At 70.6% G+C, this 14,652-nt stretch carries 10 protein-coding genes and 1 pseudogene; 3 read left to right on the top strand and 8 right to left on the bottom strand.

What is annotated here, in order from left to right:
- Positions 1-102 precede the first annotated feature (102 nt).
- On the top strand, positions 103-1,089 hold the full coding sequence (locus OHA64_RS19110) for an alpha/beta hydrolase family esterase (RefSeq protein WP_405614557.1): 987 nt from the start codon (positions 103-105) through the stop codon (positions 1,087-1,089).
- 73 nt (positions 1,090-1,162) lie between these two features.
- Here the strand turns inward: OHA64_RS19110 and OHA64_RS19105 are convergent, their stop codons facing one another.
- The 8 genes from OHA64_RS19105 to OHA64_RS19070 all read right to left on the bottom strand — a co-directional run bounded on the left by OHA64_RS19105 (position 1,163) and on the right by OHA64_RS19070 (position 12,402).
- Positions 1,163-1,618 (bottom strand): DUF4913 domain-containing protein, encoded by a 456-nt coding sequence (locus OHA64_RS19105; protein ID WP_405614555.1) that lies wholly within the window; start codon positions 1,616-1,618, stop codon positions 1,163-1,165.
- 4 nt (positions 1,619-1,622) lie between these two features.
- Positions 1,623-5,606, bottom strand: a complete 3,984-nt coding sequence (locus OHA64_RS19100) for a trypsin-like peptidase domain-containing protein (protein WP_405614553.1) — start codon at positions 5,604-5,606, stop codon at positions 1,623-1,625.
- A gap of 15 nt (positions 5,607-5,621) precedes the next feature.
- Positions 5,622-5,930 carry a trypco2 family protein gene (locus OHA64_RS19095; RefSeq protein WP_405614551.1) on the bottom strand — a complete coding sequence of 103 codons (309 nt, stop codon included), beginning with the start codon at positions 5,928-5,930 and terminating at the stop codon, positions 5,622-5,624.
- A 119-nt stretch (positions 5,931-6,049) separates the two neighbouring features.
- A complete protein-coding gene (locus OHA64_RS19090) occupies positions 6,050-7,063 on the bottom strand; it encodes a LacI family DNA-binding transcriptional regulator (RefSeq protein WP_405614549.1) in 1,014 nt (337 codons plus the stop codon).
- Positions 7,063-9,309, bottom strand: a complete 2,247-nt coding sequence (yicI, locus tag OHA64_RS19085) for an alpha-xylosidase (protein WP_405614547.1) — start codon at positions 9,307-9,309, stop codon at positions 7,063-7,065. Before yicI ends, OHA64_RS19090 begins: the two co-directional genes overlap by 1 nt.
- Positions 9,310-9,320: 11 nt before the next feature.
- On the bottom strand, positions 9,321-10,145 hold the full coding sequence (locus OHA64_RS19080; protein WP_405614545.1) for a carbohydrate ABC transporter permease: 825 nt from the start codon (positions 10,143-10,145) through the stop codon (positions 9,321-9,323).
- Positions 10,142-11,110 (bottom strand): carbohydrate ABC transporter permease, encoded by a 969-nt coding sequence (locus OHA64_RS19075; RefSeq protein WP_405614543.1) that lies wholly within the window; start codon positions 11,108-11,110, stop codon positions 10,142-10,144. Before OHA64_RS19075 ends, OHA64_RS19080 begins: the two co-directional genes overlap by 4 nt.
- Positions 11,107-12,402 carry an ABC transporter substrate-binding protein gene (locus tag OHA64_RS19070; RefSeq protein ID WP_405614541.1) on the bottom strand — a complete coding sequence of 432 codons (1,296 nt, stop codon included), beginning with the start codon at positions 12,400-12,402 and terminating at the stop codon, positions 11,107-11,109. The genes OHA64_RS19075 and OHA64_RS19070 overlap by 4 nt, the downstream gene beginning before the upstream one ends.
- 140 nt (positions 12,403-12,542) lie before the next feature.
- On the opposite strand from OHA64_RS19070, the pseudogene OHA64_RS19065 reads away from it, so the two are divergent.
- Together OHA64_RS19065 and OHA64_RS19060 are read left to right on the top strand one after the other, a co-directional pair.
- Positions 12,543-13,122 (top strand): annotated as a pseudogene (locus OHA64_RS19065) (LysR family transcriptional regulator); the annotation flags it as partial.
- Between the two features lie 562 nt (positions 13,123-13,684).
- A complete protein-coding gene (locus tag OHA64_RS19060; RefSeq protein ID WP_405614539.1) occupies positions 13,685-14,431 on the top strand; it encodes a hypothetical protein in 747 nt (248 codons plus the stop codon).
- The last annotated feature ends 221 nt before the right edge of the window (positions 14,432-14,652 follow it).

Genomic DNA, 14,652 nt, shown 5'->3' with positions numbered 1-14,652 from the left:
CCGAGCGGCGGGGCCTGTGTCATGCGCGAACACGCGCGCCCCGCTCGTTGTGGTGTGTCGCCCCATGTCGACGGGCCGTTCACGCCTCTACGGTCCCTCCTCATGACAGACACAGACACCAGAGCCGCACGCCGCCCTCTCCATCTGGCGGCCCTCTTATTCGCCCTCCTCGCCACCCTTCTCACCCCTGGCCGGGCCGAGGCCGCCTCCCTCCAGGAGGTCGCCGGGTTCGGAACCAACCCCGGTGCTCTCCGCATGTTCCGGTACGTCCCCGACGGGCTTCCCGTCGGCCGGCCCGTCGTCGTCGCGCTGCACGGATGCACGCAGAACGCCTCCGGTTACGGCACCGGCAGCGGATGGCTCCAGCTCGCCGACCGCTGGGGCTTCTCCGTCGTGCTGCCGCAGCAGCAGACCGCCAACAACGCGTCGAGCTGCTTCGACTGGTTCCAGAGCGGCGACATCGAGCGGGGTCGGGGAGAGGCCGCGTCCGTCGCGCAGATGGTCGACCGGCAACTCGCCGACGTCTCCGGCAACGCCTCGCGGGTCTACGTCACCGGGCTGTCCGCCGGCGGCGGCATGAGCGCCGTGATGATGGCGGCGTACCCGGAGAAGTTCGCCGGCGGAGGCGTCGTCGCCGGACTGCCGTACGGATGCGCGCAGGCCGCCGGGTCGCCGTACGTCTGCATGTACGTCGGCGCCACCCAGACCCCGCGGCAGTGGGGCGACCGGGTGCGGGCCGCCCGCCCCGGGTACGGCGGCCCCTGGCCCACGCTCACCGTCTTCCAGGGCACCGCCGACCACACCGTGAAGCCCGTCAACATGACCGACCTGACGGGTCAGTGGACCGACGTCCACGGGGTCGACCGGACCGCCGACGTCAGCGACACCGTGGCCGGGTATCCCCACCAGGTCTTCCAGGACGCGGGCGGGCACCCCGTCGTGGAGACGTACAGCGTCACCGGGATGGGACACGGGCAGCCCGTCGATCCCGGGAGCGGGAGCGAGCAGTGCGGGACGGCGGGGGCGTACCTCCTCGACGTGAACCTGTGTGCCGCGTACCGGCTCGGACGGGCCTGGGGGCTCGGCTGAACCTCGTCTCCTGGGCCGGGGCGCCGACGCCCGCCACCGCGCGGACCGGACCTTCGCCCTACTCGAGGACGGCTCAGCCGAGGGCGAACGGATCGTTTGCGCCCAGCTGCCCCCTCTGGTCCGTGAACAGACTGTCCGGCGGGGTCTCGACCGGCAGCGGCTCCTGGCTCCGGTGGCCGTCGACGCACCCGCCGAACGGTCCTGTGACGGGGTCCATCAGGGCGCGAAGATGTGGGTCCGCGTGGTGGAGCCACCAGTTCGACATGCCCGTGGCAGGGTCGAAGCGCAGGTGTTCCCAGGCCCGCCAGACCGAGTCCAGCCGGGACAGCGCCGCGGCATGCCGGTACCACTCCGAGCACCAGACCCGTCCCGAGCCAGGAGCGGGACAGGGAACGAAGTAGATGAGCCGCTCGGTGACGAATTCATTGACGTTCCCGTAGAAGAGCTCTGCCGGGCGAGCGGCGTTCTCCTCGTCGCGCCGGATGTCGTCCAGCGACTCGTCCTGCCCCTCTTCACGTGGTGCTGTCATGGCGTCATGCTCCTCTGCGCATTTGTGCCTCGACGGCCTCGTCGTGACGGCCGATGCGGTCCAGAACCCTGGTGAGCAGGGTGAGGGCCCCTCTCAGGTTGGCCTGGGCCTGGGCCTGGTGCGGGTCCTGATCCACCAGGTTCCGGAAGATGCGAGCGGCCCGCCGGGCCGGTTCCACCGCCCGGACGGCCCGGCGAAAGTCGTGCCGGCCGCACAGGCTCAACGCCTGGGCCAGTTGCCGGAGGAGGAAGGCGTTCTGCTCCGGTGACCGGCCGGGACGATCGGTCAGCGCCCGGCAGAGCTCCTCGCCCTCGAGTACGGTGCGCCAGGCCGCCAAGGCGTGCCCCGCCATCGCCTGCGCCTGGGCCAGCCGCAGTAGGGCGTAGCAGAGAGGCTGCTCCTGGCTGTCGGGGTCCGCGACGAGCAGCTTGCGGCGAAGGCGTACCGAGTGTTCCGCGATCGGGAGGCAGTCGCGGAAGCGGCTCGTCCACAGGAACGCTCCTGCCAGTTCCGCGCAGGTGGCGGCCAGGCCCGCCTCGTACCGAGCGTCCCTGGCCGCCAGCTCCACACGCAGCTCGTACGCCTCCCGCAGTGCGGGAACCGCCCGGTGGACCGTCACCGAGGACCTCGCGTAGCTGGCGCCGAGGTCATGCAGGCAGATGGCCAGCCACTCGCGCCCCTCCTCGCTGTCGAGGGCCATGCGGCGGTGGTGCGGCAGGGCCTGGCGCAGCAGGATGCGCTCCGCGATGGGACGGCCGTGCTTCCAGTACAGGTAGGAACCGTCGTGGAGGCTGCTGGCATACCCCTCCGTGTAGAGGCTCGGGGCGTACTCGCTGAGGCGCCGCCGGATGGCAAGGGCCTGCCCCAGGGGAGCGGCCGCCTCTGTCGGGCGGCCGAGGGCGTCGTAGGCGCGGGCGAGATCCAGAGCGGTTCCGGATTGAGCGTTCAGATTGCTCGCGTTGAGCGGCAGAGGGGCGTGCGCGTAGATCTCGAGGGCCTCCTCGAAGCCCTCGGCCGCCGCCGCGTCGTCGCCCGTGCGCTCGTGGAAACCGGCGAGCACACTGACCGAACGGGCGAGGCCTGGCACCGCGACGCCGTGCGGGTCGCGGGCCAGGGCCCTGCGGTGCTCGATGGCCTCTCGGATGGACTCCCGCGCCGCCGCGGCGTCCCCTTCCTGGGACTGTCCCAGGGCGAGGTTGTGCAGTGTCTGCGCCAGGGTGGAGCGGTGGACTCCGGGAAGTTCCCCGACCAGCGGGCGCAGCAGTTCGATCGCTTCCCGTTCCAGCGCCATGGCCTCGCCGCGGGGCCGAGAGGCGGCGCTGTAGTCGACGGCGAGGCCCATCAGAGCGCGCGCGAGGTCGGCGGTGTACGCGTCCGGGTTCTCCTCGGCCAACCGGCGAGAGGCCTTCACCGCCTCCTCGCCCAGCGCCAGTGCCTCCGGATGCCGTTGCAGGCGCCAGAGGTTCGTGCCTCGCTCCGTCAGCGCCCTGACGAGCAGGAGCGGGTCCAGTTCGGGGTACGCGGAGACCAGTGCTCGGGCGCGCCGGACGGCCTCCTCGGTGTGATCGTCGGACCGGGCGATCTGGTCGAAGGGAATCGCGCTCGGGTCGAGCTGCCAGACCGCCTGTGACTGGTTGATCAGTGCCCGCACCAGTCCGCGCTCGCGCTTCTCCCGCTCCTCGCCGTCCTCCTCCGCCAGCGCGCGGAAGAGGCTCAACGCCTGGTCGCCGGCGTCGTACGCCTCCATCAGACGGCCGGTCATGCCGCAGGCCTGCGACAGCACCAGCAGCGAGTCGGCCCACTCCGTGCGGAGCGTCAGCGTCCCGTCGTGGGCCAGGTCCTCGCGGAGCGCCGCGGCCGCGGCGGCTGCCTCCCGGGCGTCCTCCCAGTCGCCGACCGCCTGGTGACGCTCGGCCAGGTTGTGCAGCGCCCAGGCGCGGTCACGTCGTGCCTGCGGGGCGTCTCCCGTGGCGTGGCACAGGCGGCTCAGTTCGCGGGCGACATCGAGCGCGTGGTCGCGCAGGACGTGGGACTGCTCCGGCAGCGCGTCCGAGTGGGCGCGCAGCACGGTGGCGGTCAGCGGTGCGTAGCCGGGGACGGAGCGCATCGCCTCGCCCAGCAGGTCGATGACGGTGTGTGCCATGGCCGCGCGGCCCTGGTTGCTGTGGGCCACGGCAGAGCGGGCCAGCACGGTGAGGGTCTGCACCCGCTGGTGGTCCGTGGCTCGGCCGAACAGTCTCCTGAGCAACCCCCTGTCGGCGACGATCTGCTCCGAGGCGTGGTACTCCGCCAGCCGGTCCGGCTCCAGTTGACCCCAGTACCGGCCCTCGGGCGGCGGGTACAGGTCGCGCAGCCAGGCGGTGATGTCCGTGATGTGTCCCGGCAGTTCACCGGGCAGCAGCCGTTCGATGGTCGCCCGGGCCTCCTGCTCGTCCTGCGCGGGACACAGCACGGCCGCCGCCACCGCCGGTTCGAGGAGCTTGTTTCCCCGGGGCCCCATGCCCCACCCGTCGGCGGTCTCCTGCCAGTACGTCCTCTCGTGGTCCAGGAGTTCGTCCTCCAGCGTCCTCGCGTCCCGCTGGGATGGCCGAACACGGCGCAGCAGCGCGGCCAGCGCCTCCATCTGCACCGTCAGTGCCGTCTGCGCCCCAGGGCCCGCCGCGGGGCGGGCGGCCGTCAGGGCGTCGGCGAGAGCGGGCCAGTCGACGTCCGTCCCGCCGATCACCTCCGCCAGGTGGCGGGAGATGTCCCGGACCGCCGTCCGGAACGCCTCCTCCCGGTCGGCGGCGCCGGGGCTGAGCGCATGCAGTCTGGTCTCGGGCAGGGCGCCGGTGGCCCTGGTCTGCCAGGAGCCGAGCGAGCGGGCGAGCAGCAGCAGGCGCACCGGATGCCGGGCCTGACGAGTCTGCTCCCGCAGCTTCCTGACCAGCTCGGGCCGGGTCTCGGCGTAGTCGATGACCAGCAGCAACGGATACTGGACCGCGCCCAGGGCGTGCAGGTCACGGGGCTCGTGGGACAGCTGTCCGACCACCCAGCCCTGGTCCCGCATCCGCGCCATCAGCTGCCGCGCCAGCCGGGTCTTGCCCTGCCCGCCCGGAGCGGTGAGTACCCGGACAGCGAGGGGACCGTACGGATCCGTCCGGCACCACTCCTCCAGGTCGGAGAGTGTGTCCTGCCTGCCGTGGAACGAGACGACCTCGGCGTCGGCCCGCAGCAGCGCGATGGGGGACAGCATGTCCCGTCTGGGCGGCGCCGGCTCCAGCAGGCCGGTGAACTCGGCCGCTTCGAGTTGCGGGTCGGCGCCGGTCGCCGCGCGGACGGCCGCGCGGAAGTCGGGACAGGCCAGCAGGTCGTCGCTGCGGGTGTACCGCAGCCGCGTGCCCTGACGCGGCCGGCGGTCTGCTCGCACCACGCCCAGCAGCAGTTTCTCGCCGAGCAGGAAGACGGCAGCGCCCGACATCCCGGACCATGGGGTGGTCCTCGCGGCGGTTTCGGCGTCGAGCTCCGAGACGTCGGCCTCCACCAGCCCGATGTCGTCGAGGATCTCGAAGGTCGCGCCACCGTGCGGCCTGACCCGGCCGGCCAGTGCCGTCTGGTTCCGGCGGTCCGTGGTGCGCTCCTGCCGGGGGAATCCTGTCGCGATGGCCCGCAGCTCGGTGCCGCCCGTCACGCACCGGCCCCAGCGTTGGGGGTGGCGGTACGGAGCACCGCGCAGGGTTCTCGGCGTCGGCCAGTCCCGGGCGGCCTCGGGGATCTCCAACAGGGCGGCGTCCACGGTCTCGTCGTGCCGTCGCCAAACCACTTGTGCGGGGAACCGATCGGTGGAGTCCGGGAGGGACACCGTGATCTCGCCGTGTTCGTCCGGTGGCAGCAGATGCGCGGCGGTCAGGACGAGCCGGGGCGCGATCAGGTAGCCACTGCCGAAGCTGGTACTCAGGGTTGTGCCGACGGTTCTGCTGCGGACCTTGACGACCTGTTCCTGCTCCATGAACCCGTCCCCGGACTATTCGACGTCGCCCACAGACACCTCTCCGCCATCGCGCCGCTCCGGGTTCAGCCGTAGGGTCACGCGCTGGGTGGACCGTGCCGAGCGTTCGCCTCGGGCGTCCGCCTCCACGACACCGAACCGCAGCCTTCCGCCGCCGTTCTTCGCCCGGACCAGCTCGATCTCGAACTCCGCCGTGATCTCACCCAGCACGAAGCGCAGGGAGGAGTCCTGACCGCGGCGCTGGGCCTCCGACAACTGGGACCGCAGTACCTCGATGGCGTCCGCCAGATCCAGCCAGTCCTCGTCACGCTCGTCGCGTGCCATGCCCCACCCCCGTCACCGCGTTCATCATCCGTGGCCATGCTAGCGATTCTCCGCCGGGATTCGCCGTGGATGACCAGTACGTCCAGGGGAGTTGGGCGGCACAGAATGTGAAGGTCTGTTCACGCGATCGTCCGCCGCGCCGTGCTCGCCCGTTCCGTCAGCCGCGGTGCCAGCAGGGTCGCCTCCGGTACGTCCGTGTCGCCGTCAAGTTTCCGCATCAGCAGCTCCACCGCGCGCGTGCCCACCTCCGCCGACGGAAGGGCGACCGAGGTGACGGGTACGCGGACGGACTCGGCGAGTTCGTCGGGGCAGATGGCGGTGACGGAGAGGTCGCCGGGGACGCGTAGGCCGAGTTTCTCGAAGGCGTCGATCAGGGGCTCCAGCAAGGGTTCGTTGTGGACGACGACTCCCGTCAGCGCGGGCTGTTCGCGCAGGAGTTGCTCGGCGACCGCGCCGGCGCCACCGGGGACCGCCTCGCACGGGTGGACCGAGGAGGCGAGGCCGTGCCGGTCGGCGGCGGCGGTGAAGCCCTGGACCACGTGCTGGGCGAACGCGGTCTGCCGGACGTACACCTGCGGCGGCGACCCGACCAGCGACACCACCCGGTGTCCGAGGCCCGCCAGATGCTCCACGCACGCCTCGCCGGCCGCCTTGAAGTCGAGGTCGATGCAGGTCAGGTCCGTGGAGGAGGCGGGGAACCCGATCACCACCGACGGCCGTTCCAGGGCTCGCAGCAGCGGCAGCCGCGGGTCGTGCAGCTGTACGTCCATCAGGATCAGCGCGTCCACGAGTGCCGTGTCGGCGACCCGGTGCAGGCCCTCCTCGCCCTCCTCCTGGGTGAGGAGGAGCACGTCATGGTCGTAGCGCCGGGCCGTGGTGACGACCGAGACCGCGAACTCCATCATCACCGGCACATGGATGCCGGCCCGCAGCGGCGCCACCAGCGCCAGCACGTTCGACTTGCTGCTCGCCAGCGCCCGGGCGCCCGCGTGGGGCCGGTAGCCCAGCTCGCGGATGGCGGCCTCCACCCGCTGCCGGGTCTCCTCGGAGATGGGGCGCTTGCCGCTGAGCGCGTAGGACACGGTGCTCGGGGACACCCCGGCGCGCCGCGCCACGTCGGTGATCTTCACCATCAGGCGCACTCCACCGTGAGGAACCCGGTCCCGGCCCGCGCCCGCACCTCGCGCTCACCGACGGCCAGCCCCCACGGCGCCGCCGGGTCACCGCACGACGCCCGCAGCAGATCCCCCTCGCGTACGACGGTGAAGGTCACGTCCCCGACCCGTACCGTCACCTGGTCGCCCCGTTCCAGGCCGTACGCCCGCAGCGTGACCCCGTCGGCGTGGTCGTAGTCGGGCCGGTCGTCCACCGAACCCACCGGGATGACGGCTCCCGGGCGCACGAGGAGCGGCACGCTCATGAATTCGTGGTTCTCACGCACCCAGCGCGGCCCGGTCACCGTCCGACCGGTCACGAAGTGGGTCCAGGTGCCTTCGGGCACGTAGTACGAGACATCGCCCTCGTCGCTGAACACCGGCGCGACCAGCAGGTCCGGGCCGAGCATGTACTGCCGTTCCAGGTGCGCGCACCCGGGGTCGTCCGGGAACTCCAGCACCATCGCCCGCATCACCGGCACGCCCTCGGAGTGGGCGGTGCGCGCGGCCTCGTACAGATAGGGCATGAGGCGCAGCTTCAGCCGGGTGAAGTGCCGCAGTACGCCGACCGATTCCTCGTCGAACAGCCAGGGCACGCGGTAGGAGGAGCTGCCGTGCAGGCGGCTGTGGGAGGACAGCAGTCCGAAGGCCACCCAGCGCTTGAACAGGGACGGGGTCGGGGTGCCCTCGAAGCCGCCGATGTCGTGGCTCCAGAAGCCGAAGCCGGAGAGCCCGAGGGAGAGGCCTCCGCGCAGGGACTCGGCCATCGACTCGTACGTCGCCTCGCAGTCGCCGCCCCAGTGGACCGGGAACTTCTGGCTCCCGGTGGTCGCCGAGCGGGCGAAGACGACCGCCTCCTCCTCGCCCCGGTGCTTGCGCAGCACGTCGAAGACCGTGCGGTTGTAGAGGTACGTGTAGTAGTTGTGCATCCGCTCCGGGTCGGAGCCGTCGGACCAGACCACGTCGAGGGGAACCCGCTCGCCGAAATCCGTCTTGAAGCAGTCGACACCCTGTGCGAGCAGCGCCTCCAGCTTGGACGCGTACCACTCGCGGGCCGCCGGACTGGTGAAGTCGACCAGCGCCATGCCGGGCTGCCACAGGTCCCACTGCCAGACGCTGCCGTCCGGCCGCTTCAGCAGGTGCCCCAGTGCCTTGCCCTCCGCGAACAGCGGGGAGCGCTGGGCGATGTACGGGTTGATCCACACGGACACCCGCAGGCCCCGCGCGTGCAGCCGCGCGAGCATCCCCTCCGGGTCCGGGAACACCCGCGGGTCCCACTGGAAGTCGCACCAGTTGAACTCGCGCATCCAGAAGCAGTCGAAGTGGAAGACGGACAGCGGCAGTTCGCGCTCGCGCATGCCCTCGATGAAGGAGGTGACGGTCTCCTCGTCGTACGACGTGGTGAAGGACGTCGACAGCCACAGGCCGAAGGACCAGGGCGGCGGGAGGGCGGGGCGGCCGGTGAGGGCGGTGTACTTGCGCAGGATGTCCTTCGGGTTCGGGCCGTAGATGACGTAGTACGTCAACTGCTGCGTCTCGGCGCTGAACTGCACCCGGGAGACGACCTCGGAGCCGACCTCGAAGGCCACCTTGCCCGGGTGGTCGACGAAGACGCCGTAGCCCGCGTCCGTCAGATAGAAGGGGACGTTCTTGTACGCCTGCTCGGTCGCCGTGCCGCCGTCGGCGTTCCAGATGTCGACGACCTGGCCGTTCTTCACCAGGGGGCCGAAGCGTTCACCGAGGCCGTAGACCGAGGTCCCCACACCGAGGTTGAGCTGTTCGCGCAGGTAGTGCCCCGAGGCGTCCCGCATGATGCCCATGCCCTTGGTGGAGCTGGAGGTGAGGGTGCGGCCGTGGGCGAGGAAGTCGACGTGCCAGGAGCCGGTGCGGGCCACCCGGACCGACAGCGCGCCGGAGGTCAGGGTGGCGTGCTCGTCGTCGTAGGCCACCTGCGGCGGGACGTCTTCGTGGGTGACCTCGAACTCCGGGCCGCGCGGCTGCTCGCCGTCGAAGTGGGTGAAGGTGACGCCGATGACGTCCGGCATCGGCGCGTGGGCGCTGATCGTCACGACCGGTCCCTTCAGCAGGTCGCCGCGGTGGCGGATGGGCTGGGTCGGCGCGTGGATCTCCAGCGCGCCGTCCTGCGCGGTGACGTCGAGCACCTCGACCGGATAGGCCGCGGTGACACCCTCGCGCAGCAGCCAGTAGCCGTCGGTGAACTTCATGTGGGGGTTCCTTACTTCACGGCACCGACGGCGATGCCGCGGGTGAGGGTTCGCTGGAAGACGAGGAAGAACACGAGGGCGGGCAGGACGCCCAGGAGGGCTGCCGCGTTGGTCATCGTGGCGTCCATCAGACGCTGGCCCTGGAGGACGCCGAGGGCCACCGACACGGTCTGGTTGTCGTTGGAGATCAGCATGACCAGGGGGAGCAGGAACTCGTTCCAGGTCCAGATGAAGAAGAAGACCAGGAGCACGCCGAGGGTGGGGCGGCTGACGGGGACCACGATCCGCCACAGCACCTGCCACTTGTTCGCCCCGTCGATCCGGGCGGCCTCGATGATCTCCCGGGGGAACTGGCCGAGGACGGAGGAGAGGAGATACGTGCCGAAGGCCGCCTGGATCACCGTGAACACGATGATCACGCTCAGCCGGGTGTCGTAGAGACCGGCCTCCTTGCTCAGGTAGTAGATCGGGTAGACCAGCGCCTCCTGCGGCAGCATGTTCGCGAGCACGAAGAAGGCGAGCACCCAGGTGCGGCCCTTGATCCGGCCGATGCCGATCGCGTAGGCGTTGAGGACCGACAGGACGACCGCAAGCACCGCCACCGCGCCGCTGATCAGCGCCGAGTTGACCAGCTTCTGGCCGAAGTCGACGCGTTCCCAGAAGTCCTTGACACCGTCCAGGTAGAGGCCCTCGGGCAGGCTGAGCGGGCCGTTCTGGGCGTACTCGGTGGGGGACTTGACCGCGTTGACGGCGACGATCGCGAACGGGACGACCATGAAGAGGGCCGCGATGCAGAGGGCCACCAGCACCGGATAGCGGCGGAGCGCGGTCGTCATACGCGGGTCCCTTCCTCGGCGTCCTCCGCGCGGGTCTGGAGCTTCAGGCCGATCAGGGAGAACAGCAGGATGATCACGGTGAGCACGGTGGAGATCGCGGCGCCGTAGCCGACCTGCGTCTTCTCGAAGAACGTGGTGAAGGAGAAGTAGGAGGGAACGTTCGTCGCCCCGCCCGGGCCGCCCTTCGTGAGGACGTACACCGCGCCGAACACCTTGAGCGCGGCGATCGTGCACCAGGTCAGCACGACGTAGATCTCCGGGCGGATCTGCGGCAGCGTGATGTGCCGGAAGCGGCGCCACCAGCCGGCGCCGTCCAGCTCGGCCGCCTCGTACAGCTGCGGGTCGACGCGCCCGAGGCCCGCCATGAAGACGACCAGCGGGAAGCCGAGCTGGACCCAGACCATCACGCCCATGACGCTGTAGAGCGCGAGGTCCGGGTCGCCGAGCCAGTCCTGCTGCCAACTGGTGAGACCCACGGCCTTGAGGAGTTCGTTGAGGGAGCCGTTGTCCGGGGCGAGGATCCAGCTCCAGACGATGCCGGCCACGGCGATGGGCAGCACTTGGGGGAGGTAGAAGCAGGCGCGCAGGACAGCCGTGATCCTGTCGCCGAAGTGTTTGCCGACGTAGTCGAACAGCGCGGCCGCCAGGACCAGCCCGATCGCCGTCGGTACGGCCGCCATCGCGACGACCATGAAGAGGCTGTGCCGGAAGGACGCCCAGAACTCGGAGTCGTCCAGCAGCGCCCGGTAGTTGGCGAGCCCGGACCAGCCGGGGGAGCCCACGCCCTGCCAGTCGGTGAAACTCACGCCCGTGTTCATCAGGAACGGGACGACGATCACGACCAGGAAGGCGAGGATCCCGGGGAGCAGGAACAGGGCGTAGGAGTCACGGGGGCGGCGGCGCGGAGGGCCGGTGCGGTCCTGCTTGCCGGCCACCCGCCCGCCGCGTTCGACGGTGACCGTCATCGTTTGGGCGCGTTCTTGTCGTACGCCTCCTGCAACGCGTCCAGGTAGCCGTCCGGTTTCTCGCTGCCGGTCAGCAGCTTCTGGGTCTCCGAGACGAGGACGTCGTAGAAGCCGGCGATCGGCCAGTCCGGGTAGAAGGCGAGGCCGTCGCGGCGGGAGAGGGTGTTGAAGTGGTCGATGAGGGTCTTGGACCGGGGGTCGGTGACGGCGCTCGCGTCCGCCGCGACCGGGACGCCGCCCTTGTTGCCGAGCAGGTTCTGGATCTTCTTCGACAGGGTGATGTCGATGAAGTCGTAGGCGAGGTCCTTGTTCTCGGCGCCCTTGGGGACGACCCAGAGGTTGCCGCCGGAGCCGAGGGTGAGGTTCGAGTCGGGCCACAGGAAGGTGCCCCAGTCGAACGTCGCCTCGTCCTGGAAGCGGCCGTACCACCAGCTGCCGGAGAACAGGATCGGTGACTTGCCCTGGAGGAAGGAGACTCCGGCGTCCTCCGCCTTCGCGCTGGTGGAGTTCTCGCTCAGATAGCCCTTCTTCACCCAGTCGGCGAAGGTCTCCGCCGCGTAGGTCCAGGCCGCGTCGTGGAAGTCGGGCTTGCCCTTGTAGAGCTCGTAGGCGTCGACCCAGGCGCGGTCGGCCTTCGACAAAGCGAGCTGGTAGAGGTACTGGTGGGCGGGGTATTCGGCGCCCGCGTTGGCGAGCGGGGTGATGTCCTCGGCCACGAACCTGTCCATCGCGGCGGTCAGTTCGTCGAAGGTCTTCGGCTCGGGGATCTTGTACTTGGCGAAGAGGTCCTTGTTGTAGAAGACCATCGTGTACTCGGCGTAGTTGGGCACGCCGAACCACTTGCCGGAGCCCATGACGCCCTCGGTGTCATAGACGCTGGTGGTGCGGACGCCCTTGCCGATCTTCTTGTCCCAGCCGCGTTTCGTCGCCTCGGGGGTCAGGTCGGTCAGCAGCCCTTGCTTGGAGAGCAGGCCCGCCGTCGCGTTGCCCTTGTTGTATTCCATGAGGTCGGGTGCGTCGGAGGAGTTGAGGACCATCTGCGCGGTCTTCTGGATCTGCTCGAAGCCCTTCGCCTCGAACTCCACCTTCACGCCCGGGTGCGTGGCCTCGAACTCCTTGACGGCCGCGTTCCAGGCTTGCCCCATCGCGCTGTTCGGAGCCTCGTAGTGCCACAGTCTCAGCGTCCTGCCGTCCCCGGACCCGCTGTCCGAGCCGCCGCAGGAGGTCAGAAGCAGCGCCCCGCCGAGCATCGCCGCCATGACCGCCGTCCTACGCCTTCGTGCCGTTGACATCCTGTGCCTCCAGGGGAGCCGGATGGGTGTCGGAACGTCACGCAGCGTCGATCGAATCGATTCGATGCGCGACGTCGAAGCGCTTCGACGGGCGAACGTATGTTGCGGCTGTTGCGGCGTCAATGGGGTGCGTCGGAATTGGGGGGACGGGGGAGGGAAGCGATTCGACGGCCGGACGGGTCGACGGTCGGCTGACTCGCCTCGATCCGGTGCTGCGGGCGGGCCTCGAGCACCGGCCCGTGCGCTTCGAGGCGATGGCGGTCGTGCTGCCCGAGGATCATTCGCCGGCGGAGTTGGAGGCGGTGCCGGTCGGCGCCCTCGCCGGTGAGGTCCTGTATGCGGGCGCCGGGAATCCGCGCACGCCGGAGTGGGCCGGCCCGGCCCGGGCGCTGTTCGAGGGGCGGGGCGTGGAAGTCGCGCCCCCCCGTTCCGCTCGCCGTGGGGGACGAGGAGTTCCAGCGGATCACGGCGAAGGCCCGGACGCCGGTCCTCGCCGTGGTGGATTTTCCGGCCATGCCCGCGACGGTGACGCGACCACTGATCGCTCCCGTTCCGTGGTCACTCGTGTCACTGGTGTGGCGTAAGGGGCTGGTGCATCCAGGGTTTGCCGCGCCGCGCCGGGCGGCGGTCGAACTGTCGGTCGAGAAGCGTTGGCTTGAACGAACCGTCGAGGGTCGGATTTCAGCCACTGATTTGGCCTTGATGAACACTCGTTATTGACACGATGCCAACACAGAACCTCCGCTTGCGCTACATTCGACGCCTGAGCACAGTGTGATAAACGGGGCGCTCGAACCGGGTGGGGGCTCGGCTCGACCGACGGGTGCTGAGGTCGAACGCGCGCCTGGACCTGTCCCGTGGGGGGATGTGCGTGCAAGTGAAGAACTGGCAAGAAGAAGCCCAACCGGAATGGCCCGAGGTCGCGTCGGCCCAGGAGCCCTCGGCTCCAGAGGGCCGCAACCAGGTCTTTCCGGAGACCAGAGGGGCCGAGGGCCCCGTGATGGGCGAAAACGGAATCCCGAGCCAGAGCGTCCGCTCCGCCTCGTTGACCGGCAGGACGAAGAGACTCGGCCGACATGCCCGGGGGGTCCCGGACCCGGGCCGGGCCGGCGGCGCCGATGTCCTCGCGTCGCCCGGCACGTCCAAGGACCGACTCGAGCCCGCTGGGCTGCCCGCCGCCGTGCGGGACCCGTGGGAGGAGCCCGGCGGGTCGGCTTCCAGCCACGACTTGTATGGCGGGAATGGACGCGATGGCAGCGACCCCGCCCATGATCCGTATGAGGTGACGGTGCAACTGGACGGCATCGGCCAGCAGTTGGAGGACCTGCTCGTAAAGCAGGCCAGGAGCGACGACGGGCCGGGCGGTGGTCAGGACATTTCCGACGGTCCCGTCTTCGTGGACGAGTCGGGTCGCCGCAGCCGCTTGTACCGCCGGATAGGCATCGCCGTCGGCGTGGCCTGTGGGGTGTACGCCGTCGTCATCGTCGCCACCCTGCTGTCCGGCAACTCCAACGCGCCCTGGCTGCCCGTGCCGGGCCAGGAGGTGGGAAAGCCCGCCGGCAAGGTGGAGAGCACGAAGCCGCCCACCGACTCGGCGACGCGCGCCGGCAAGGGCGGCAGCTCACCCGGCTCCACCAGCCCGTCGACCGGTCAGGGCAGCGCGACCGCTCCGACACCCGGCGCCAGCGCGTCCGGTGCCACCACCAGCCCCGCCAAGCCGGGCACCTCGGCGGCCCCGAAGACGAGCCCGACCGGCACCCCGAAGGGGCCGGTCGCCGGTCCGACGGTGTCCACCCCGACGCCGACGGGGACCTCGTCGGCGGCCACGGGCCCGGCGGCCACCCCGACGCCGACCGATCCCGGAACAACGCCCACGCCCACGCCGTCCGAGACCGCGGGCCCCAGCGACAGCCCGGCCCCCGGCACCGGCCCGGTGGCCGAGGGCCCGAGCGACCCGACGCCCATCGCCACGGAGTCGCACGCCGACCCCGCGCCGGCTCCGGCGTCGACCGCAGTTCCCGTCACCTGATGACCCCACCGCTCCCGACGTCCTCGACCGAACGGCGCCCCCGCTCCGAACGCCCACCGCACAACGACACCGCGCGCGTCCGCGTACGTCGTGCGAGGGCCGCGCGTCGCGGTGTGCGCCGGTCGGCGGGGCGCGGTCGCAGGTGGCCGTCCGTCGAACCGGTGCTCCCCGTGGACGCACCCCGATTCCGGTGTTCATCGTCTGGTGGCACCCCCGTCCCC

Origin of the sequence: Streptomyces sp. NBC_00076, assembly GCF_045041235.1 — a bacterium.
Lineage (GTDB): Bacteria > Actinomycetota > Actinomycetes > Streptomycetales > Streptomycetaceae > Streptomyces.
Note: the sequence above shows the minus strand (reverse complement) of the source record. Positions and strands in the feature narration are given on the sequence as shown.

Excerpts from the sequence above, each read along its gene's own strand:
- OHA64_RS19110 (WP_405614557.1), top strand. The coding sequence starts at position 103 with ATGACAGACACAGACACCAGAGCCGCACGCCGCCCTCTCCATCTGGCG.
- OHA64_RS19105 (WP_405614555.1), bottom strand. The coding sequence starts at position 1,618 with ATGACAGCACCACGTGAAGAGGGGCAGGACGAGTCGCTGGACGACATC.
- OHA64_RS19100 (WP_405614553.1), bottom strand. The coding sequence starts at position 5,606 with ATGGAGCAGGAACAGGTCGTCAAGGTCCGCAGCAGAACCGTCGGCACA.
- OHA64_RS19095 (WP_405614551.1), bottom strand. The coding sequence starts at position 5,930 with ATGGCACGCGACGAGCGTGACGAGGACTGGCTGGATCTGGCGGACGCC.
- OHA64_RS19090 (WP_405614549.1), bottom strand. The coding sequence starts at position 7,063 with ATGGTGAAGATCACCGACGTGGCGCGGCGCGCCGGGGTGTCCCCGAGC.
- yicI (WP_405614547.1), bottom strand. The coding sequence starts at position 9,309 with ATGAAGTTCACCGACGGCTACTGGCTGCTGCGCGAGGGTGTCACCGCG.
- OHA64_RS19080 (WP_405614545.1), bottom strand. The coding sequence starts at position 10,145 with ATGACGACCGCGCTCCGCCGCTATCCGGTGCTGGTGGCCCTCTGCATC.
- OHA64_RS19075 (WP_405614543.1), bottom strand. The coding sequence starts at position 11,110 with ATGACGGTCACCGTCGAACGCGGCGGGCGGGTGGCCGGCAAGCAGGAC.
- OHA64_RS19070 (WP_405614541.1), bottom strand. The coding sequence starts at position 12,402 with ATGTCAACGGCACGAAGGCGTAGGACGGCGGTCATGGCGGCGATGCTC.